19 protein-coding genes and 1 pseudogene are annotated in these 18,543 nt (G+C 63.4%); 9 read left to right on the top strand and 11 right to left on the bottom strand.

Annotated features, from left to right (window positions below; all coding sequences use genetic code 11):
• Nucleotides 1-13: 13 nt before the first annotated feature.
• From D109_RS0101570 to D109_RS0101535, 8 genes are all read right to left on the bottom strand, one after another.
• Nucleotides 14-964, bottom strand: coding sequence for an oligopeptide/dipeptide ABC transporter ATP-binding protein (locus tag D109_RS0101570; protein WP_017475343.1), 951 nt, complete (start codon nt 962-964; stop codon nt 14-16).
• The gene (locus D109_RS0101565; protein WP_017475342.1) at nt 964-1,956 is read right to left on the bottom strand and encodes an ABC transporter ATP-binding protein; all 993 of its coding nucleotides are present in this window, start codon (nt 1,954-1,956) and stop codon (nt 964-966) included. Before D109_RS0101565 ends, D109_RS0101570 begins: the two co-directional genes overlap by 1 nt.
• A complete protein-coding gene (ddpC, locus tag D109_RS0101560) occupies nt 1,953-2,834 on the bottom strand; it encodes a D,D-dipeptide ABC transporter permease (RefSeq protein ID WP_032868129.1) in 882 nt (293 codons plus the stop codon). The genes D109_RS0101565 and ddpC overlap by 4 nt, the downstream gene beginning before the upstream one ends.
• A 19-nt stretch (nt 2,835-2,853) precedes the next feature.
• On the bottom strand, nt 2,854-3,870 hold the full coding sequence (locus D109_RS0101555) for an ABC transporter permease (RefSeq protein WP_017475340.1): 1,017 nt from the start codon (nt 3,868-3,870) through the stop codon (nt 2,854-2,856).
• A 166-nt stretch (nt 3,871-4,036) separates the two neighbouring features.
• Nucleotides 4,037-5,587, bottom strand: coding sequence for an ABC transporter substrate-binding protein (locus D109_RS0101550; protein ID WP_017475339.1), 1,551 nt, complete (start codon nt 5,585-5,587; stop codon nt 4,037-4,039).
• Between the two features lie 118 nt (nt 5,588-5,705).
• A complete protein-coding gene (ddpX, locus tag D109_RS0101545; RefSeq protein WP_017475338.1) occupies nt 5,706-6,248 on the bottom strand; it encodes a D-alanyl-D-alanine dipeptidase in 543 nt (180 codons plus the stop codon).
• Nucleotides 6,249-6,269: 21 nt separating this feature from the next.
• Entirely contained in the window at nt 6,270-7,124 is an 855-nt protein-coding gene (locus D109_RS0101540) for a MurR/RpiR family transcriptional regulator (protein WP_026077710.1), read from the bottom strand.
• Between the two features lie 137 nt (nt 7,125-7,261).
• Nucleotides 7,262-7,573 carry a hypothetical protein gene (locus D109_RS0101535; protein ID WP_017475336.1) on the bottom strand — a complete coding sequence of 104 codons (312 nt, stop codon included), beginning with the start codon at nt 7,571-7,573 and terminating at the stop codon, nt 7,262-7,264.
• Nucleotides 7,574-7,735: 162 nt separating this feature from the next.
• Here D109_RS0101535 and D109_RS0101530 point away from each other — a divergent pair, with 162 nt between their 5' ends.
• The 3 genes from D109_RS0101530 to D109_RS0101520 are packed head-to-tail and all read left to right on the top strand — an operon-like array spanning nt 7,736 to nt 9,917.
• Nucleotides 7,736-8,410: a secretin and TonB N-terminal domain-containing protein gene (locus D109_RS0101530; RefSeq protein WP_050555035.1), complete on the top strand. Its 675-nt coding sequence runs from the start codon at nt 7,736-7,738 to the stop codon at nt 8,408-8,410.
• On the top strand, nt 8,407-8,952 hold the full coding sequence (locus D109_RS0101525; RefSeq protein WP_017475334.1) for an RNA polymerase sigma factor: 546 nt from the start codon (nt 8,407-8,409) through the stop codon (nt 8,950-8,952). The genes D109_RS0101530 and D109_RS0101525 overlap by 4 nt, the downstream gene beginning before the upstream one ends.
• Nucleotides 8,953-8,990: 38 nt before the next feature.
• Nucleotides 8,991-9,917, top strand: coding sequence for a FecR domain-containing protein (locus tag D109_RS0101520; protein ID WP_017475333.1), 927 nt, complete (start codon nt 8,991-8,993; stop codon nt 9,915-9,917).
• Nucleotides 9,918-10,540: 623 nt separating this feature from the next.
• On the opposite strand, the gene D109_RS0101515 is transcribed toward D109_RS0101520, so the two are convergent.
• Both D109_RS0101515 and gspH read right to left on the bottom strand, forming a co-directional pair.
• Nucleotides 10,541-11,137: a type II secretion system protein GspJ gene (locus tag D109_RS0101515; protein WP_017475332.1), complete on the bottom strand. Its 597-nt coding sequence runs from the start codon at nt 11,135-11,137 to the stop codon at nt 10,541-10,543.
• Nucleotides 11,130-11,582, bottom strand: coding sequence for a type II secretion system minor pseudopilin GspH (gene gspH / locus D109_RS0101510; protein ID WP_017475331.1), 453 nt, complete (start codon nt 11,580-11,582; stop codon nt 11,130-11,132). The genes D109_RS0101515 and gspH overlap by 8 nt, the downstream gene beginning before the upstream one ends.
• Before the next feature lie 85 nt (nt 11,583-11,667).
• Between gspH and D109_RS0101505 the strand changes: the two genes are divergently transcribed.
• Nucleotides 11,668-12,099, top strand: a complete 432-nt coding sequence (locus D109_RS0101505; protein ID WP_017475330.1) for a type II secretion system protein N — start codon at nt 11,668-11,670, stop codon at nt 12,097-12,099.
• Here the strand turns inward: D109_RS0101505 and gspI are convergent.
• Nucleotides 12,086-12,484, bottom strand: coding sequence for a type II secretion system minor pseudopilin GspI (gene gspI, locus D109_RS0101500; protein ID WP_017475329.1), 399 nt, complete (start codon nt 12,482-12,484; stop codon nt 12,086-12,088). The genes D109_RS0101505 and gspI overlap by 14 nt on opposite strands.
• Before the next feature lie 148 nt (nt 12,485-12,632).
• On the opposite strand from gspI, the gene gspG reads away from it, so the two are divergent.
• From gspG to gspD, 5 genes and pseudogenes are all read left to right on the top strand, one after another.
• Complete coding sequence (gene gspG / locus D109_RS0101495) at nt 12,633-13,070, top strand: type II secretion system major pseudopilin GspG (RefSeq protein ID WP_017475328.1); 438 nt, start codon at nt 12,633-12,635, stop codon at nt 13,068-13,070.
• Nucleotides 13,071-13,078: 8 nt separating this feature from the next.
• Nucleotides 13,079-14,026: a type II secretion system minor pseudopilin GspK gene (gene gspK / locus D109_RS0101490; RefSeq protein ID WP_026077708.1), complete on the top strand. Its 948-nt coding sequence runs from the start codon at nt 13,079-13,081 to the stop codon at nt 14,024-14,026.
• Nucleotides 14,023-15,135 (top strand): type II secretion system protein GspL, encoded by a 1,113-nt coding sequence (gene gspL / locus D109_RS0101485; RefSeq protein ID WP_017475326.1) that lies wholly within the window; start codon nt 14,023-14,025, stop codon nt 15,133-15,135. The genes gspK and gspL overlap by 4 nt, the downstream gene beginning before the upstream one ends.
• On the top strand, nt 15,128-15,652 hold the full coding sequence (gspM, locus tag D109_RS0101480) for a type II secretion system protein GspM (RefSeq protein WP_017475325.1): 525 nt from the start codon (nt 15,128-15,130) through the stop codon (nt 15,650-15,652). The genes gspL and gspM overlap by 8 nt, the downstream gene beginning before the upstream one ends.
• Nucleotides 15,649-17,957, top strand: a pseudogene (gspD, locus tag D109_RS01000000131660) (type II secretion system secretin GspD). The gene gspM and the pseudogene gspD overlap by 4 nt, the downstream one beginning before the upstream one ends.
• The last annotated feature ends 586 nt before the right edge of the window (nt 17,958-18,543 follow it).

The raw sequence follows: 18,543 nt of genomic DNA, 5'->3' as shown, positions 1-18,543 counted from the left end.
CGGCAGGTGCGGTTTATGGATGTTCCAGATGACACCGCACCTGCTGACTCATCCCGCCGGTCAACCGCTGCGGCCGCTCGCATCCTTGTGTACGCCTCGGACAGCGATCAAGGAAAAAGCACCCGCCCGGCAATACCCGGTTCCCCGGCAACTCGGTGGGCGCACTGACGTAGGCATCATCCAGTGCCACCCCCAGCTTGGGGACGGCCTCCAGCAGCAGCTGGGTGTAGGGATGCTTCGGCTGCTCCAGCACTTGCTCGGCACACCCCAGTTCCACAATCTGCCCCAGGTACATCACCGCCACCCGGTCGGCCATGTGCCGCACCACGGACACGTTGTGGGAGATCAGGATGTAGGTCAGCCCCAGCCGGCGTTGCAGCTCGGCCAGCAGGTTGAGGATTTGCGCCTGCACCGAGATATCCAGGGCCGAGGTCGGTTCGTCCAGCACCAGGATGCTCGGGTTGGAGGCGAGCGCGCGGGCGATGGCGATGCGTTGGCGCTGGCCACCGGAAAACTGGTGCGGGTAGCGGTCCAGGTATTCGGCGCGGATGCCCACTTGGGCGGCGACCTTGGCGGCGATGGTGCGCATTTCACCCTTGGGCGTGTCGCCGAGGGCGAACAGCGGCTCGGTGATGATTTTCCAGATGGGCAGGCGCGGGTCGAGGGACGATTGCGGATCCTGGAACACGATCTGCACATGGCGGTGACGTTCCCGGGCGCTTTCGTAGACCCAGTCCACTTCGCCGTCACTGGGCTTGACCAGGCCCATCAGCAATTGGGCGAGGGTGCTTTTACCGCAGCCGGATTCGCCGACAATCCCCAGGGTTTCCCCACGGCGCACCTGCAAGTCGATGCCGTTCAAGGCGTGGGCATAACCGCGCGGGCGGCCCAGCCAGTCGGTTTTCACCGGGAACTTGACCCGTACATCCCGCAGGGCCAGCAGTGAATCTTGAGGCACTGTCATTACACCGACTCCCCGGAAGTCAGCCAGCACGCGCTTTTGCGAGTGCCGACAGGGTTGATCAGGTTCAGGCGCGGGCGCTCGATGCATTGGCTCATGGCCTGGGGGCAGCGTTCGCGGAAGGTGCAGCCTGAGGGCAGGGCGGCGAGGTTGGGCACCTGGCCGGGGATGGTCAGCAGGTCGTCGCCGGGCTTTACCTGTTCCGGCAAGCCGCTGAGCAGGCCTTGGGTGTAGGGATGGCGCGGATCGCTCATCACCTGGGCGGTCGGGCCTTCTTCTACCACCGCGCCGGTGTACATCACGTAGACCCGGTCGCAGAACTGCGAGACCACGGCCATGTCGTGGGTGATCAGCAAGATCGCGGTGCCGCGCTCCCGGGCTTTTTCCCGCAGCAGCAACAGCACCTGGCGTTGCACGGTGACGTCGAGGGCGGTGGTGGGTTCGTCGGCGATCAGCAACTGCGGGTCGCAGGAAAACGCCAGGGCGATCATCACCCGCTGGCGCATGCCGCCGGACAGTTCGAAAGGGTAACTGTCGAGCACTTGCTCGGGGTCGGCGATGTGCATGTCCCGCAGCAGGGCGATGGCCTTGGCGCGGGCGGCAGCCTTGCTCAGGCGCTGGTGATGGATGATCACGTCGAGCATCTGCCGGCCAATGCGCCGGGTCGGGTTCAGCGCGGTCATCGGCTCCTGGAAGATCATCGCCGCGTCCCGCCCGCGAATCTGCAACAGCTCTTTTTCGCTGGCGCCGAGCATGTCGCGGCCAAGCATCTGCAAGCTGCCGGCGGTGATCCGGTAACTGCGCTCCGGCAGCAGGCGCAGGCTGAGCATGGCGGTCACGGATTTGCCGGAGCCGGACTCTCCCACCACGCCGACCACTTCGCCGGGGTTGACGTGTAACGACACGCCGTTGAGTGCCTGGACGTTGTTACGGTAAGCCGGGAATTCCAGGCTCAGGTTATCGATGGCAAGGACTGCCGGACTGGACATGGTCATTTCCCCTGTTGCCGTGGGTCGAGCAGGTCACGAACACCGTCACCCAGCAGGTTGAAACCGGTCGCGGTGACCAGGATCGCCAGCCCCGGAAAGGTCGAGTACCACCAGTTGTCGAGAATGAAATTGCGCCCGGTGGCAACCATCGCGCCCCATTCGGCGGTGGGCTGTTGCGCGCCCAGGCCGATGAAGCCCAGGGCCGAGGCCATCAGGATCGCGCTGCCGATGTCCAGGCTCAGTTGCACCAGCAACGGCGGCATGGCGTTGCGGCCCACGTGCCACGACACGATGTGCCAGCGCCCGGCGCCGAAGGTCTGGGACGCCTTGACGTAGCCCATCTGGCGAATGCTCAGGGCTTGCCCGCGGGCCAGGCGCACATAGAACGGAATGCGCACCACGGTGATCGCCAGCATCGCGTTGAACAGGCTCGGGCCCAGGGCGGCGGCCAGCGCCATGATTAGCACCAGGGACGGCACCGACAGCATGATGTCCATCAGGCGCATGATCAGGCTGTCGAAACGCCCGCCGATGATCCCCGACAGGCAGCCCAGCAGCCCGCCCACCAGGCACGAAGAAAACGCCACGAACAAGCCGACGCCCACCGACTGGCGGCTGCCGTACAGCACCCGGCTGAACAGGTCGCGGCCGACTTCATCAGTGCCGAACCAATGTTCGGCGGAGGGCTCGGCCAGGCGCTGGGCCAGGTTCAACGCGTTGGGGTCATGGCTGGCCAGCCACGGAGCGAAGGCCATGCAGATCAGCACGATCAAGGTGATGGTCAGGCCGGCGATGGTCAGCGGGCTGCGGCGTATTTGATAGCCCAGGTACTCCATTCGCGCACGCCAGGTGGGGCGTTGCTCGAGGGGCACCGGTACGGGCATGGTCACGGGGGCGGTCATCTCAATTCACCTCGCCGATGCGTGGGTCGACCACCCGGTAGAGCAGGTCGATCAGCATGTTCAGCAGCACATAAATAAACGACACCATGATCGCGAAGCCCATTACCGCCGGGAAATCCAGGGACTGGATCGACTTCACCACATAGGCGCCCATGCCCGGCCAGGCGAACACGGTTTCCGTCAGCACCGCGCCGTATAGCAGGTCACCGAGGGTCAGGCCGAGCACGGTGATCGACGGGATCAGCGCATTGGGCAGGGCGTGGCGCAAAATCACCGCCCAGCGCGACAGTCCATAGGCACGGGCGGTGCGAATGTAGTCCTCGCCCAACTGGTCGAGCATTGCCGAACGGATCTGCCGGGCGACCACGCCGAGATTGACGAAACCCAGGGTGACGGCGGGCAGGATCAGGTGTTCCAGGGCATTCAGGAACAGCGGTATATCGCCGGCCAGCAGCGAGTCGATCAGGTAGAACCCGGTAATGGTGCGGGGTGGTTCGAGGCCTTCATCCAGCCGACCGCTGCCGGGCAACCAGCCGAGCTGGCCGTAGAACAACACGATCAGGCCCAGGCCAAGCCAGAAGGCCGGCGTGGAAATGCCGGTGACCGCCAGCGTTCGGGCGATCTGGTCGATGGCGCGGTTGTGATACACCGCTGACAGCACGCCAAGCGGCACGCCTACCAATACGGAGAGCAACAGGGCGGCAACCGCCAGTTCCAGGGTCGCGGGGAAGAAGGCTTTCAGGTCTTCCAGCACCGGACGGCTGGTGCGGATCGATGTGCCGAGATCGCCGTGCAGCAGGTCGCTCATGTAGCGGCCATATTGTTGGTACAGCGGCAGGTCGAGGCCCAGTTGATGACGGATGTTCTCGACGATAGCGTCGCTGGCCCGGTCGCCGGCAATCAGGCGTGCCGGGTCACCCGGGATCAGGTGAGAGATGCAAAAGGTAATCAGCGAAACGCCGACGACGACCAAAATCAGGCCGAACAGGCGTTTGCGCAACATATTCAGGAAGGCCATGAGGGCTCCTCGGTAACGCGAGACATTTGGATCAGGAATACAGCCTGGAAACACAGCATGACCCGTGTGGGAGCAGGCTTGCTCGCGAAAGCGGTGTATCAGTTACCCGATGTATGACTGATCCACCGTATTCGCGAGCAAGCCCGCTCCCACATTTGATCGCGTGTTACTTACTGATCTCAGCCACGTTGAACACCTGCTCCAGCATCGGATGGAACACGTACCCCTTCACCGAATCACGCATCGGCAGGGTGTAGTTCTTCTGATACAGGTAGGCGTACACGCTGTCCTTGAGCACGATCTTCTGGGCTTCCTGGTACAGCTCGGTGCGTTTGGCCGTGTCGTTGTTGGCGGCCGCATCGCGAATCAGCTTGTCCACCACCGGGTTGCTGTAGAACGAGCGGTTGCCCGGCAGCCCTTGCAGGGACGAGTCGAACCAGAAGTTCATGTACATGTAGGGATCGGAGAAGTCCGGCGCCCATGAGCCGATGGACACGTCGAAGTCACCCTTGCCCAGGCGCTCGCGCATGGTGGCGTTGGCCAGTTTTTCCATCTTCAGGTTGATCCCCAGCGGCGCCAGGCTGGCTTGCAGGGTCAGGCCGATGGATTCCCAGTCCGGGTCCTTGTCGGAGTACATGTAGTTCAGGGTGGTGATTTTTGTCGGGAGCTTCTTCAGGTTCGCACCCGCGCCGTCCAGGTCCTGTTTCATCATTGGCAGGCTCGGGTCATTGGCCCACATGCCGGCAGGAATCGGCCCGTTCATCAACTTGGCCTGGCCCTTGAGGATGCCGTCGACAATGCCTTTGTAGTCCACCGCATCAACGATCGCCTGGCGGGCGTTCTGGTTGTTCAGCGGGGCTTTCTGGTTGTTCAGGTACAGGTAGGTCACCCGCAGCGACGGGAACTCCTTGATCACCACGTCTTTCTTTTTGGCCAGGTTGGTGAGCTGGTCCTGGGGCATGTCTTCGGCAATGTCCAGGTCACCGCGTTCCAGTTGCAGGCGGCGTACCGAGGCTTCGCTGATGATCTTGATCACCACCTTGTTCAGCGCGGGCTTGGGGCCGGCGTAGTAGGTGTTGGGTTCCAGGGTCAGGCTCTGGCCTTTCTGCCAGTTGGTCAGGCGGAACGCGCCGGAACCGGCGGTGTGGGTGGAGAGGTAGGCGTTGACGTCGCCCTGTTTCACCACGTCCGGGTTGATGATGCCGGCGCCGTTGTGGGCGAGGGTGTAGAGGAAGGGCGCGTAGGGTTTGGTCAGGGTGAAGCGCACGGTGAGCGGGTCGACCACGGTGACTTTCATGTCATCCGGGAACGCGCCCGACGGGCCTTGCTTGAGCTGCATCACGCGGTCGAAGGAGAACTTCACTGCGTTGGCGTCGACCTCGGCGCCGTCATCGAACTTGTTGCCGGGCTTGAGTTTGAAGTCCCACACCAGGCCGTCGGCCGAGGTGGTCCAGCTGTCGGCCAGGTCGCCCTTGACCTCGGTGCTGCCCTTGCCGTTTTCGACTTTGTAGGCCACCAGTTTCTGGTACGCCGGGTACGTCACCGCCCAATCGTTATTGTCGATGGTCACGGCCGGGTCGAGGGTTTGCGGGTCGGCGGCCTTGCCGATCATCAGGGTGTCTTTGGGGGCGGCGGCACTTACCGATTGCCACGCGCCCAGGCTCAGGGCGGCGCACAGCAGGGAGAGTGCGAGGGTCTTGCGGTTGCTTGGGGTCATGCCGGTTTCCTTGATTATTTAGAGGAAAAAGCGGGTTGGTTTATTTTTATGAAATCTATAACCGGGCAGTTGGCGCTAAAGGGTGCTGCTAATTATTGTGATGGTACGGTCCTTGTGATCAGTGCGACTCCTCAATTAATGGGAAAAGTTCGGCATCCGGCAATTCGTAATGCCACCACTCGGTGGCAATCGCCTTGAAGCCGGCGCCGAGCATGATGCCCAACAACAGCAGGCGGTTGCGCTGCACCTGCGGCGGCAGGTCGGGGTAGAACGGGTGGGACTTCGGCTCCATGGCATCAAACGCCGTGCCCATGTCCAGGGGGATGCCGTGTTCATCAATCAGCGTCAGGTCGACGGCCACGCCACGGGTGTGGTGCGAGCCCAGGCGCGGGTCGCGCACGTAGTCCGGGTTGGGCAGGGCTTGCCACAGCAGTTGCTGGGCGTAGGCCGGCCGATAGGCGTCGTAGATCAGCAGGGTCATGCCGGCCTGGCGTGCCAACAGGCTCGCCTTGCGCAGGCAGGCCGCCGCTTCGGTGTGCAGCAGGCAGCGGGCGTTGCGGTAGATCACGGTGCCTGCCAGGTTGTCGGCACTGGCGTAGATCAGGTCGACCTGTACCGGGTATTCCGGTGGGGCGATTTCTACCAATGGGCTGGTATTCACTCAAAGATTTCCTTTCCAGGGTCAGGATTCGAACTGGCCGAAGGCCTGTTGCAGGGCGCGGTTTTTTGCCAGGCGTGCATCCAGTCGCTCGCCGTAGCGGTCAGCGACGGCAGACACCATCAGGTTGAACAGGCACGTCAGGGGCGCCATGGAGTCCCAGAACTGGCCGACATCGGTTTTCAGTTGCAGCAGGTCCAGGTCGTAGTCCCGGGCCCAGGGGCATTGCAAATCGGTGATCAGCGCCAAGGGTAGACCCTGGGCATTGGCGGTCTCGCAAAACGTGGGCGTGATGCTCGAATACGCGCGGAAGTCCGCCGTGATGGCGTAGGGCTTTTCAAAACCGGAGTTCAGGGTCTCGGCGTAGATCCCCGACAGGCCATCGACGTAATAGACCTTGGGGCGAATGTATTCCAGGTGACTGTGGAACGCGTTGAGGATGCCCCGGGTGGACTGGATGCCGAGGATGAACACGGCGTCGGCGTCCACGATGTGCTGCACGATGTCGGCGAAACCCTGGCTGCGGGCCAGGCCGTAGACGTGCTGGATGGCTTCGATCTCGCGGTTGAGGGAACGGTCGAGGGCGTCTTCCTGATCGTTCTCCTGGCGAAAGGCACCCAGGCGGTCGGTGATCAGCCAGGACGCTTGCGGGTCGCCGCGCAGGCCTTGCTTGACGTCATCGAGGTTGCGATAACCCAAGGCGCGCAAAAAACGCCCCACTGAAATCCCGGTGGTGCCGGCTTGCTGGGCGATGCTGTCGGCGGTTTCGAACGGCAGCTGTTGCAGGTTGCCCAGCAGGTAGGTCGCGATGCGCTTGCCGGTGGGCGTCAGCGTCGGGAACTGCTGTTCCAGCGTGCGCTGGAAGCTGCTTTTATCCATGACGTTTTCGCGGAGACCGGTCATTGATGTTACTCAGGTTTCATGATTTTGATGTCTGTTAGAAACATAACATCGGCAATCGCGATAACACAATGGCTTTTTTTCGAGCGGGCGCGCAGGAGGGGGACAAGCGGCGATCAAGGCCGCTGGGGTTTCACCGAAGTACCAAAGGTATTGCCCATGCGCACGCTGGTCGCCGCCGGGGTAGAGAGCCCGATCTGGTTCGGCTTGCGTTTTTCGATGGGCACCTGTTGCGCTTCCTGGTTCTTTTGCGTGGCCTTGGCGGCGTCCGGGCTGTTGCCCATCTGCTGGCTCAGGCAGCCATAGTCCGGCGCCTTGTAGCCATCCACATTGACCTCGGCGCAGCCACTGGGTGTGCCTTCGGCGTGGGCCATCAGCGGCAGGGTTGCACACAGCAACAGGCTGGCGAGGGTCGGGAACAGGTTCATCGGTGCCTCCTGGCGCGCCTTGGGAAACGGGCGGGTATGGGGCGAAAGTGTAGTGCAGCGGGCTGCCCGTCACCGTGATGTTTTTTTTGCTGGCACCGTAACATCAGGTTCATAAACGGGCCTCAGGATGACGGTTTTGTAGGCTATGTCGGACGTGTTGCGATGCTGAGCAGGGGGGCTTGGAGGCGCGCGGGTTGCTGCCTGGCTCTGTTGTTGGGGCTGGCGCAGAGCGTGCGCGCCGAAGTGATCCTGGACCTGCCTGCCCAGAACCTGGACAACGCCCTCCAAGCGTTCAGCCGTGCCACCGGCATGGCGGTGCTGGTGGATCGCGAATTGACCCGGGGCCGGCGTTCCATCGGTGTACATGGCCGCTACAGCGCGCAGCAAGCCCTGGGCCTGCTGCTGACAGGGAGTGGCTTGATGGCGCGTTATGCCCGCAGCGATGCGTTCACCCTGCAAGTCCCCGAGGTCAGCCAGCCGGCAACGACGCGGGGACTGAAGGCCGGCCATGCAGCACGGATCAACAACAGCTACGCCACGGCCTTGCAGCAGGCGATCGAGCGCAGTTTGTGCCGTTCGCCCCTGACCCGCCCCGGCAGTTACCGCGCGCTGGTGCAGGTGTGGGTCAACGGTGACGGGGTGATCGAACACAGCCGCCTGGTCAGTTCCACAGGTGACCTGCAGCGTGACGAAGCGCTGGTGCGCGGCCTGGGCACCACCCGTGTCGAACGCCCGGCGCCCAGTTCACTGCGCTTGCCGGTGACCTTACTTTTGGTGCCCGATTCAACAGGAACACGCATGGAATGCACAGCAGGGGAAGGAGTTTCCGGGGCATGAAAGACACCGGCCACAGCACGATGGTCAGCCTGTTCCTGGCGTCCTACGAGGACTTCAAGGTACGCCTGCGCAAGCGCCTCGGGTCCGAGGACCTGGCCAACGACGTGCTGCACGAAACCTACCTGCGGGTCGACCGCATGGACGTGCCGCCGAACCTGGCGCAACCCAATGCTTACCTGTACCGCATGGCCCTGAACATCGCCGCCGACCGACGCCAGGCGGATGCGCGGCTGCTGACCGGCAGTGAAGTCGAAGAGCTGCTGCAGACAGCCGATGAAGCCCAGGACCCCTCGCGGGTGGTGGGTGGCCAGCGGGAAATCCAGTCCTTGCTCAAGGCCCTCTACGAACTGCCGGCGCGGCGGCGCCAGATCCTGATCGCTGCGCGCCTGGAAGAGGCGCCGCACCTGGAAATCTCCAAGCGTTTCGGGATTTCCACGCGCATGGTCGAAAAGGAAATCAAGGCTGGGCTGGGCCACTGCGCGCAGCGCCTTGAAAGAAAAGTGATCCAGCGGTTCGGTCCCGGGGCCGGAAAACCGTCTTAGTGATTGAGTCCCTGATAATCCGTTGAGTACCTGCGCGCTTGAACATTTTTAACTTCTCCGCTGCTCGGAATACGCCAGACAGCCCCCTGCACGATGAAGCGCGTGATTGGCTGGTGCTGCTGTCTTCGGGTCGGGCCACCGTCGCGGACGCCAAAGCTTTGCGCCAGTGGTGCGCCCAGAGTTCGGAACATGCCCGGGCGTTCGAGCAGGCCAAGGTGTTGTGGCAGCAATTGGCGCCGGCCGCCGAGCAGGTTTCCCGTCCACGGCATTTTGGGCGACGGGCGTTTTTGGGTGGGGCGATTGCGGCGTCGGCGGCGGTGTTGATGGTGCGGTTTACCGTGCCGGGTGGGTTTGCCGGGTTGACGGCGGATTATCGCACCGAGGTTGGGGAGCAGCGGCGGGTGGAATTGAGTGAGGGGGTTCGGCTGGAGCTCAATACCCAGACGCGGATCAGTCGGCGTGAGGGTGGGATTGAGTTGGTGGAGGGGGAGGTTGAGGTGGTTGCCAATGCTGCGATGCCGCTCCAGGTTCAGGCCGGTGGAGGGTGGTTGAGTGCGGCTCGGGCGCGGTTCAATGTGCGCAATACGGATCACAGTGTGTGTGTGACGTGTATTGATGGGGCGGTGGCGGTGGCTGTGGGTGGGCGTACGGTTCGGCTTGAGGGTGGGCGGCAACTGACTTATGACGCTGGCGGTGTGGGTGAGCCGTTGGCGGTGGATGTGCAGGCGGTAGTGGCCTGGCGGGAGCAGGTGCTGGTGTTTGATAACGCGACCTTGGCGACGGTGGTGGATGAGATTAATCGCTATCGGCCGGGGATGTTGCTGCTGATGAATGCGGAGTTGGGCAAGCGGCGGGTGCAGGCGCGGTTTAGTTTGCATCAGTTGGCGGGGGTGGCGCTTTTGATTCGCGATGCGTATGGGGCCAAGTGTACGGAGTTGCCTGGGGGGGTGGTTTTGTTGAGTTAAGCGGTGGTGTGAATATCCGTTATTTAGGTAACGGCTGCTTATGGTTTCGCTCTTACAGCGAGTCACTTTGGAAAAGCCCCAAAGTAACCAAAGGGCTCTGCCCCGCCTGTCGGCGCCTCGCTTAGGCTCGGCGTTCCCTCACTCCGGCACCGCGAAGCGGGCCGCCGCGACGGGCCATCCATGGCCCGGCGCGGCTAAACCGGCGTCCTGCCGGTTTACCCGCTCCGCAATACCTGCGTTCGGCCTCGGGCTTATTGGGGCAGTCAGATCAAAATCAAAAGCAAAGCACAGCGGCCTACCGGCCGGCTTGAGTGTTAAAAGCAAAGGCAAGATCCAGAGCGAAAGCAGAGCTGCTTTTCTGTGGGAGCGGGCTTGCTCGCGAAAAACCTGAGGGCGCCGCGTTCATCCAGAATGCCAGCGTCATCGTTAACGACCTTCGCGAGCAAGCCCGCTCCCACATTTGGACCGTGCCCGCTTTAGCTTTTGATTTTGCTGTTAACACTCAAGCCGGCCGGGAGGCCGGGTAGGCTGCTGTGCGCTCTTCAAAAGTGAGCCGCCGTAAGGGCGGAACCCATACAAGCCATCACCCAAATAACGGATATGTACACGCCCCCCAAAAAGCCCTACCGCAAGGGCCCAAAAACCTGCCGATACCGCTCCACCCCCTGACCCGTCTCCCGCACCAGAACCACCTCAACCCCCAGCGGCTCCTCCTGCCGATTCCCACTCAACTGCCGCCACCCTTTATCCCAAACCCGCACCTGCAAATCCCTGACCTGCCCAAGCACCGCCACCGCGTCCCTGGGCGCCGGTAGCGGATACCGATCCCGCGCCGGTGCCGCCGCCCGATACAGCGTGTCTCCCTTGAGCCACCACCGCACCCGCTGCAACCCATCCCCGGGAACCGGCGCACTCCGGATCACCTCCAACCTAAACCCCTTGCTATCCGAACTCCTCACCGACACCGCCGCCAACCCCCCAGGCTTCGGCGCCTCATCCCCAATCGGCGGCCCCAACTCAACCCCCGCACGCAAACTCAGATCCAGCTGCATCTGGTTCAGCGCCCGCAACAAGGTCTCAGTCTCCTCACTGCTGACCTGCAAGTGCTGATCAGCCCGGGTCACACTGTCCAGCCCGCGCCAGGCAATCACACTGACCACCGCCATCAACATGATCGCCACCATCACCTCGATCAGCGTAAAACCCTTCTGGTCACTCATGACTCACCACCCGCAACAACCCCGCCGCATCCCGTTGCAGACTCAGGCTGTGCTGCCCATCCGACAGCACCACTCGCATCGGCGGATTCACCCATTCAGCATCCAGCACCAGGTTCTTGCCAGGCTCGATGCGCACCTGCATCGGCGTGCTGTCCCAGGCCCGCGGACGCAGTTGCTGATCGCCACTGAAGTCCTCCAACCCCAGCCCATCATCGGTAACGCGGCTGAAGCGAAACCCCTTGGCATCCGCCTTCCAGGTAATCGCCCGGCCATCCGCGCGAGCCTCGGCCTGGGCCACCTGCAGCAACTGGCTCAAGCGTTCCGCGTCCTTGCGCAGCAGGTGCAGCGGATCAGGCTTGATGCTCAGGCTGATGGCCGCACTGGCGATGCCGATGATCACCAACACCACCATCAGCTCGATCAACGTGAAGCCCCGCTGTTTCATTTTTTGCTCCCTGATCAACCGCTGAAATAAAAAGGTGTGAATTGCCCTGTAGCCTGAGGCAACGGACAAACAGGAGGTCCCGCCCATGGCATTCACCCATCGTTTTTCACCCGCCCATGGCGTCCAGGCCTTGGCGTTGCTGGCAGCGCTGGCAGGGGTGGCGACCTGGACGCCGTTGCTGCTCACGTCGGCCGAGTCCCACACCCCGCAGGCCGCGCCCCAGGCATTGGTCGCCCGCAGTGACAACCCTGCCGTGCAGTGGTTTTCCAATACCCCGGCGGTGATGCAGATCAAGGTCTCCGGGGTGCTTGCCGGTGCCCGTGGTGCGGTGGCGATCCTCAGCCTCAACGACGGGCCGCCCCGCAGTTTTTTGTTGGGTGAGCGGCTAAGCCCCGGCGTGCGCTTGACGGCCATTGAAGGCGATAGCGTGGAGATCGAGCGCGGCGCGGAAAAAATCCGCGTGCCCCTCGACAAGTTGCCCGACGGCCCGGCCTTGCCCAACCTCACTCGGCAGTAACCGCGCGCTTCACCGGCGGGCGCCCCATCAAGGTTTCCAGGCGCGCCAGGGGTGGCGCTTCACGGGTCGCGTCCAGCACCCGCACGCTGACTTGGAACAGGCGACCCTCCGGCCCGTTATTGATGGTCTGTTCGCAGCGCAGTTTCAGCCGACCCTGGTCGCAGTCGAAGGTCATGCGCCCGGGGCTCACCCGACCTTCCAGGCGCAGTTCCGCCAGGCGACTCTGGGCCGCCAGTAGCGCCATCGACTTGTCCCGCAGCAGGCCGTTGCTGGTGGTCATCAGCCCGGCCACGCGCACGGCTGCGGCCATGGCCACGGCGATGATCGCCAGTGCCACCAACACTTCAATCAGGGTGAAACCTTGCTCGTTGCGGGGGCCGCCCATGGCGTACTCAAAACCGGGAATCAGGCCCGCAGACTAGCCCCCGCAGTTGACCGATTGGCGACCAAAGCTCCCGAGGATTTTCAACATGACTGACATGTGTTCTTGCAACACTGCGCCACGAAATGCACTCAAGCCAAGGAATGTCGAGATGGATATCGCACACTTCACCTCCCCACGCAGGCAGCGTGGTTTCACCCTGATCGAGATCATGGTGGTCGTGGTGATCCTGGGGATTCTGGCGGCGCTGGTGGTGCCCAAGGTGCTCGACCGCCCGGACCAGGCGCGGGCCACAGCCGCCAAGCAGGACATTGGCGGGCTGATGCAGGCCCTGAAACTCTACCGCCTTGACCACGGTTCTTATCCCACTATGAACCAGGGCTTGAAGGTGCTGGTGGAGCGCCCGGCCGACGCGAAAAACAGCAACTGGCGCGCCTACCTCGAGCGCTTGCCCAACGACCCGTGGGGCAACCCTTATCACTACCTCAACCCAGGGGCCAACGGTGAGGTGGACGTGTTCTCCCTCGGCGCCGACGGGAAACCCGATGGTGACGGTGTGAATGCCGATATCGGCTCCTGGCAGCTGTAAGGCCGGCGATGAACAGCCATTCGCCCCCAGCGGCGAAGCAGTGCGGCATGGCGATTATCAGCGCCTTGCTGATCGCGGCCGTGGTTGCGGTGATTGCCGGTGCGATGCTCACCCGGCAAACCGTGTTCACCCGCAGCCTGGAAGCCGAACAGCGGCGTATCCAGGGTCAATGGTTGTTGAATGGCGGCCTGGAAATCAGTCGCCAACTGCTGTGGGACGCGCGCCGCCAGGACGTATTGACCCGGCTCGATCAACCGTGGGCACGCCCCCTCGGCGGTGCTTTTGAGGGGCGCATAGAAGACGAGCAGGGCAAGTTCAACCTGCGCAATCTGGTGACCCAACAACACCCGGACGCCGTGCAATTGCAGAGCTTCGAGCGCCTGTGCCAATTGATCGGCATCGACCCGGCCGTGAGCCGCCGCATCAGCCGGCGGGTGATCGACTCATACGACCAGCGCGAGGTCACCGCCTCACTCACCGGCGGTTTCAACAGCAGCCGCGATACCTCGCCCGGAGCCGCGGCGCCATTGATTCCAGCCAAGTACCCGATGCTGCGCAGTCTCACTGACCTCAGCGGTATCGAAGGCCTCGACCCGCGCCAACTGCGGCGCATGGCGAGCTACGTCAGCGTGCTGCCCGGCAATACCTGGGTCAACGGCAATACCGCCAGCGCCGAGGTGCTCAGTAGCGTGGTGCCGGGGCTTAGCCTGTCGCAGGCCCAGGCCCTGGTGGCCGAGCGCGACGGCGGGCGCTGGTTTATCAATCGCGGAGATTTCGTCAACCGGTTGCGCATGCCACAGGTCGCGGTGGATACGGTGCAGGTGGGGATCACCAGTGAGTGGTTTCGCGTGCAGGGCCAGGTCCGTCGCGAGCAGCGTCGGGTCACGCTGGAGGCGTTGCTGTATCGCCCCGAAGACCGTCAGCCTCAGGTGATCTGGTCGCGGGTGGGCGTATGAAGCGTTTGCGAATCGGCTTGCCGCCACTGGATGAACTCACCACCGAGAGCCAGGTGCCGTTCGCCTGGCTGGACCGCGCCGGGCAGGTCAGCCAGCAAGGCCAGGGCAGTCTGGCGCAACTGGCGAATAACCCGGCGGCATTTTTTCTGCACCCGCGGGACAGCCTGCTGACCAGCCTGGAGCTGCCGCAATTGCCCTCCGCCAAGGTCGACGACGCAGTGACGTGCGCGGCCCAGGCATTGATCCTTGGCTCGTTGGAATTGATGCATGTGGCCCACGGTCCACGGGAAAGCAGCGGACGGGTGCAGGTGGGCTGGTTGCCCAAAAGCAGCCTTGAACACCTGGGCCGGATAACCACCCAACTGAAAATCAAAGTGCGTGGCCTGTACCCGGCGCCGTATGCGTTGCCAGTCAGCGAGCCAGCGAGCGCGGCATTCAGCGACGGGCATTTGCTGCTGCGCCTCAGTGTCCAGCAGGGTGCGGTGCATCCGTTGGGACAGCCCGCGCTGGATGATCTGCTCGCCACCGGCTTCGATGTCCATCAAGTGACCGGCGAGGCTCGTTGGAGTGGGCCATTACCGGGCTGGGGGTTGCACGGTCGGCTTCAGCAGGCGGCCACCGGTGGCTGGGGCAGGGCGGCGGCTTGCACGGCGCTGGCGGTCGCCATCTGGACCCTGGGCCTGAACCTCTACGCCGCCCGCCAGGTCGACGAAGGCCAGCGCCTCAAGGCGCAGATGAGCCAGCAAGTGCGCCAGGCCTTCCCCGAGCTGCCGGTGATTCTCAACCCGCTGCAACAAGCCCGTCAGCAATTGGCCGCACGCCAGAGTGGCGCGGCGGCTGAGCCGGGCCAGCGCTTTACCGGCTTGCTGGCGCTGGCGGGTAGCAGCCTGCCGTCCATGGCGGGCAGCGTCGAGAGCCTGAGCTACGAGCAAGGCCGTTTGCAGGTGAGCCTGCTGCCCGACACCCGCAGTCCAGCGCTGGCGGCGGACGCGCAGGCGCTGCTGGCCCAGGCCGGGTTCAGCGCCACCCGCGACGACCAGGGCTGGACCCTCGGCCCGCTCGCCGAGCGCGTTGAAGCCGATGCAGACGATGAGGCTGAAGATGAATAAGCGCTGGCAGCTTCTGCGTAGCCAGGCCCAGGTGTTCTGGGATGGCCTGGCCGTACGTGAAAAACGTCTGCTGGTGGGCGCCGGCCTGGTGTTGGCGGGGCTGCTGACCTGGTTGCTGTTGATCCAGCCACCGCTGAAGAAGATCGATTACTGGCAAGCCGAAACCCCGAAACTGCGCAGCCAGGCCGAGGCCTTGCAGGTGCTGCTGCAAGGCGTCGCCGCAGCCCCGCGCAGCCGTGATCTGGAAACCGCCTTGCAGCAGTCCCTCGACAACGCCGGGCTGCAGGGCCGCTATCAATTGCAGGCGCAGGACGCCGGTAGTTGGCGCCTGACCTTCGAGCAAGCCCCGGCGGATGCCGTGGTCGACTGGCTGCTGGCCAACCCTCGGCCATTCTCCCTGGACGTCTCCGAGGCTCGCCTGCAACGCGCCGGCGCTGCCACCCCTTCAAACTCGGCCGGCACCTTGTCCGGGACCGTTCGCATGGATCAGGCGCCTGGCGCTAAGGAAGCTTCATGAAGTGGTCATTGCCCAACGCTGCGCCTTATCGCAAGGTCGCCCCTTTGCTGTTGCTGGCGCTGGGAGCGTGCAGCCACCCCCAATCGCCCACACCGCTGCTGGTGGACAGCGAACTCGGCCAGCCCCTGGCCGACACCCGGCGCAGCGGTGATACCCCACTGGACCGCCAGCGCGAACCGCTGCCGCCACCCCGAGTGCAACACCCGGTGACCAACAGTGCCCGCAGCCACGCCGCCGCCCCGGCGAAGGCGCGCAACCCCCTGGGCGATCAGCCGGTGCAACTGAACTTCGTCGACGCTGATATCCAGGCCGTGGTGCGCGCCTTGTCCCGCGCCACCGGCCAGCAATTCCTGGTGGACCCACGGGTGAAAGGCAACCTGACCCTGGTCAGCGAAGGCCAGGTACCGGCGCATCAGGCCTACGACATGCTGCTGGCGGCGCTGCGCATGCAGGGCTTCAGCGTGGTCGACGTGGGCGGCGTGGCCCAGGTGGTGCCGGAGGCAGATGCCAAGTTGCTGGGCGGGCCGATCTACAGTGGCGCCAACCCGGGCGGGCAGGGCATGCAAACCCGTACCTTCCGCCTGCAATACGAAAACGCGGTAAACCTGATCCCGGTGCTGCGTCCCATCGTGTCGCCGAACAACCCGATCAACGCCTACCCCGGCAACAACAGCATCGTCATCACCGACTACGCAGAAAACCTTGCACGGGTGGCACAGATCATCGACGGCATCGACACCCCGAGCGCCATCGACACCGACGTGGTGAAGGTGCAGAACGGCATCGCCGTGGACATCGCCGCCATGGTCTCGGAACTCCTCGAAACCCAGGGCGCCGACCAGACCCAGAAGATCAACGTGATCGGTGACCCGCGCTCCAACTCCATCATCATCCGCGCCGGCAGTCCGGAGCGCACGGAACTGGCGCGCAACCTGATCTACAAGCTCGACAACGCCCAGAGCAACCCGAGCAATATGCACGTGGTGTACCTGCGCAACGCCCAGCCGGCAAGTTGGCGCAGTCCCTGCGGGGCTTGCTCACTGGCGAGAGCGACACCGGTACCAGTGACAATGCGCGGGGCAAGTTGAGCAGCATGGGCGGCAACACCCAGACTGGCCAGGGCAGTACCCAGAACAGCAGTGGCACCCCCACCGGCAGCGGCACTGCCCAGCCCAGCGGTTACGGGCAAGACACCAGTGCCACCGGCGCCTCTTCCTCCAGCGACCAGAACACCGCGTTCAGCGCCGGTGGCGTGACCATCCAGGCGGACGCCACCACCAACACCTTATTGATCTCCGCGCCGGACCCGCTGTATCGCAACCTGCGGGAAGTGATCGACATGCTCGACCAGCGTCGCGCCCAGGTGGTGATCGAGAGTTTGATTGTCGAAGTCAGCGAGGACGATGCCAGCGAATTCGGGGTGCAGTGGCAGGCGGGGAACCTGGGTGGGAAGGGTGGCTTTGGCGGGGTGAACCTGGGGGGCAGCGGCTTGAATGGAACCCCCACCAGCAAGACCAGCATTGATGTGCTGCCCAAGGGTTTGAACATCGGGCTGGTGAACGGCACGGTGGATATTCCCGGGATCGGCAAGGTGCTCGACCTCAAGGTGCTGGCCCGGGCGTTGAAGAGCAAGGGCGGGACCAATGTGTTGTCGACGCCGAACCTGCTGACCCTGGATAACGAGGCGGCGAGTATTTTTGTGGGGCAGACGATTCCGTTTGTCACCGGCAGTTATGTGACCGGTGGTGGCGGCACCAGTAATAACCCGTTCCAGACGGTGCAGCGGGAGGAGGTGGGGCTGAAGCTGAACGTGCGGCCGCAGATTTCCGAGGGTGGGACGGTGAAGCTGGATATTTACCAGGAGGTCAGCAGTGTCGACACGCGGGGTTCGGTGGACGCCGGGACGGTGACGAACAAGCGGGCGATTGATACGAGTATTTTGCTGGATGACGGGCAGATCATGGTGCTCGGCGGGCTGTTGCAGGATGGGTACAGCCAGGGTAACGACGCGGTGCCGTGGTTGTCGGATATCCCGGGGTTGGGGGCGTTGTTCAGGAATGAAAAGCGCAGTGTGACGAAGACCAATTTGATGGTGTTTTTGCGGCCTTACATTATTCGCGACAGTGGGGCGGGGCGCAGTATTACGCTCAATCGCTATGAGTTTATGCGCAGGGCCCAGGGTGGGTTGCAGCCGGAGCGCAGTTGGGCGATGCCCGATGTGCAGGCGCCGCAGTTGCCTTCGGTGGATAAGGCGATTCCCGAGGCGCAGGGTGTTAGGGCGGTGATTCGGGCGGTGCCGCGGTGATTTGGGTTTTGGATGGGGGGCATATCCGTTGCTGCGGTAACGGCCACCTATGGTTCCGCTCTTACAGCGGGTCACTTTTGGCAAACGCCCCAAAAGTAACCAAAAGGTCTTTGCCCCACCACTTGGTGCCTCGCCTAGGCTCGGCATGCCCGCACTCCGGCCCGGTTCCGCGGGCCGCCGCGACGGGCCATCCATGGCCCGGCGCGGCTAAATCGGCATCCCTGCCGATTTACCCGCTCCACCGTGCCTACTTGCGGCCATCGTGGTTGACGGGGCCCGAAGATCAAAATCAAAAGCAGATCAAAAGCAGAGCACAGCGGCCTACCGGCCGGCTTGAGTGTTAGAAGCCAGATCAAAAGCCAGAGCCAGAGCGAAAGCAGCTCTGCTTTTCTGTGGGAGCTGGCTTGCCTGCGATGCAGACACCTCGGTGCATCAGGTGTACCCAGTTGATGCTATCGCAGGCAAGCCAGCTCCCACATTTGACCGTGCCCGCTTTAGATTTTGATTTTGCTCTTCAGCACTCAAGTCGGCCGGTAGGCCGCTGTGCTCTTGCTTTTGATCTTGATCTTGATCTTAGGCGCCCCGT

It is taken from the genome of Pseudomonas sp. PAMC 26793 (assembly GCF_000313235.1).
In the GTDB taxonomy this organism is placed as follows: domain Bacteria; phylum Pseudomonadota; class Gammaproteobacteria; order Pseudomonadales; family Pseudomonadaceae; genus Aquipseudomonas; species Aquipseudomonas yamanorum.
Note: the sequence above shows the minus strand (reverse complement) of the source record. Positions and strands in the feature narration are given on the sequence as shown.

Bases quoted from the DNA above. Each gene is read 5' to 3' on its own strand.
- ddpC (WP_032868129.1), bottom strand. From the start codon at position 2,834: ATGCCCGTACCGGTGCCCCTCGAGCAACGCCCCACCTGGCGTGCGCGA.
- gspH (WP_017475331.1), bottom strand. From the start codon at position 11,582: ATGAAACAGCGGGGCTTCACGTTGATCGAGCTGATGGTGGTGTTGGTG.
- gspM (WP_017475325.1), top strand. From the start codon at position 15,128: ATGAATAAGCGCTGGCAGCTTCTGCGTAGCCAGGCCCAGGTGTTCTGG.
- D109_RS0101555 (WP_017475340.1), bottom strand. From the start codon at position 3,870: ATGGCCTTCCTGAATATGTTGCGCAAACGCCTGTTCGGCCTGATTTTG.
- D109_RS0101525 (WP_017475334.1), top strand. From the start codon at position 8,407: ATGAAAGACACCGGCCACAGCACGATGGTCAGCCTGTTCCTGGCGTCC.
- D109_RS0101540 (WP_026077710.1), bottom strand. From the start codon at position 7,124: ATGGATAAAAGCAGCTTCCAGCGCACGCTGGAACAGCAGTTCCCGACG.
- D109_RS0101515 (WP_017475332.1), bottom strand. From the start codon at position 11,137: ATGAGTGACCAGAAGGGTTTTACGCTGATCGAGGTGATGGTGGCGATC.
- D109_RS0101530 (WP_050555035.1), top strand. From the start codon at position 7,736: ATGCTGAGCAGGGGGGCTTGGAGGCGCGCGGGTTGCTGCCTGGCTCTG.
- gspI (WP_017475329.1), bottom strand. From the start codon at position 12,484: ATGGGCGGCCCCCGCAACGAGCAAGGTTTCACCCTGATTGAAGTGTTG.
- gspL (WP_017475326.1), top strand. From the start codon at position 14,023: ATGAAGCGTTTGCGAATCGGCTTGCCGCCACTGGATGAACTCACCACC.
- D109_RS0101550 (WP_017475339.1), bottom strand. From the start codon at position 5,587: ATGACCCCAAGCAACCGCAAGACCCTCGCACTCTCCCTGCTGTGCGCC.
- D109_RS0101570 (WP_017475343.1), bottom strand. From the start codon at position 964: ATGACAGTGCCTCAAGATTCACTGCTGGCCCTGCGGGATGTACGGGTC.
- gspG (WP_017475328.1), top strand. From the start codon at position 12,633: ATGGATATCGCACACTTCACCTCCCCACGCAGGCAGCGTGGTTTCACC.
- D109_RS0101565 (WP_017475342.1), bottom strand. From the start codon at position 1,956: ATGACCATGTCCAGTCCGGCAGTCCTTGCCATCGATAACCTGAGCCTG.
- D109_RS0101505 (WP_017475330.1), top strand. From the start codon at position 11,668: ATGGCATTCACCCATCGTTTTTCACCCGCCCATGGCGTCCAGGCCTTG.
- gspK (WP_026077708.1), top strand. From the start codon at position 13,079: ATGAACAGCCATTCGCCCCCAGCGGCGAAGCAGTGCGGCATGGCGATT.
- D109_RS0101535 (WP_017475336.1), bottom strand. From the start codon at position 7,573: ATGAACCTGTTCCCGACCCTCGCCAGCCTGTTGCTGTGTGCAACCCTG.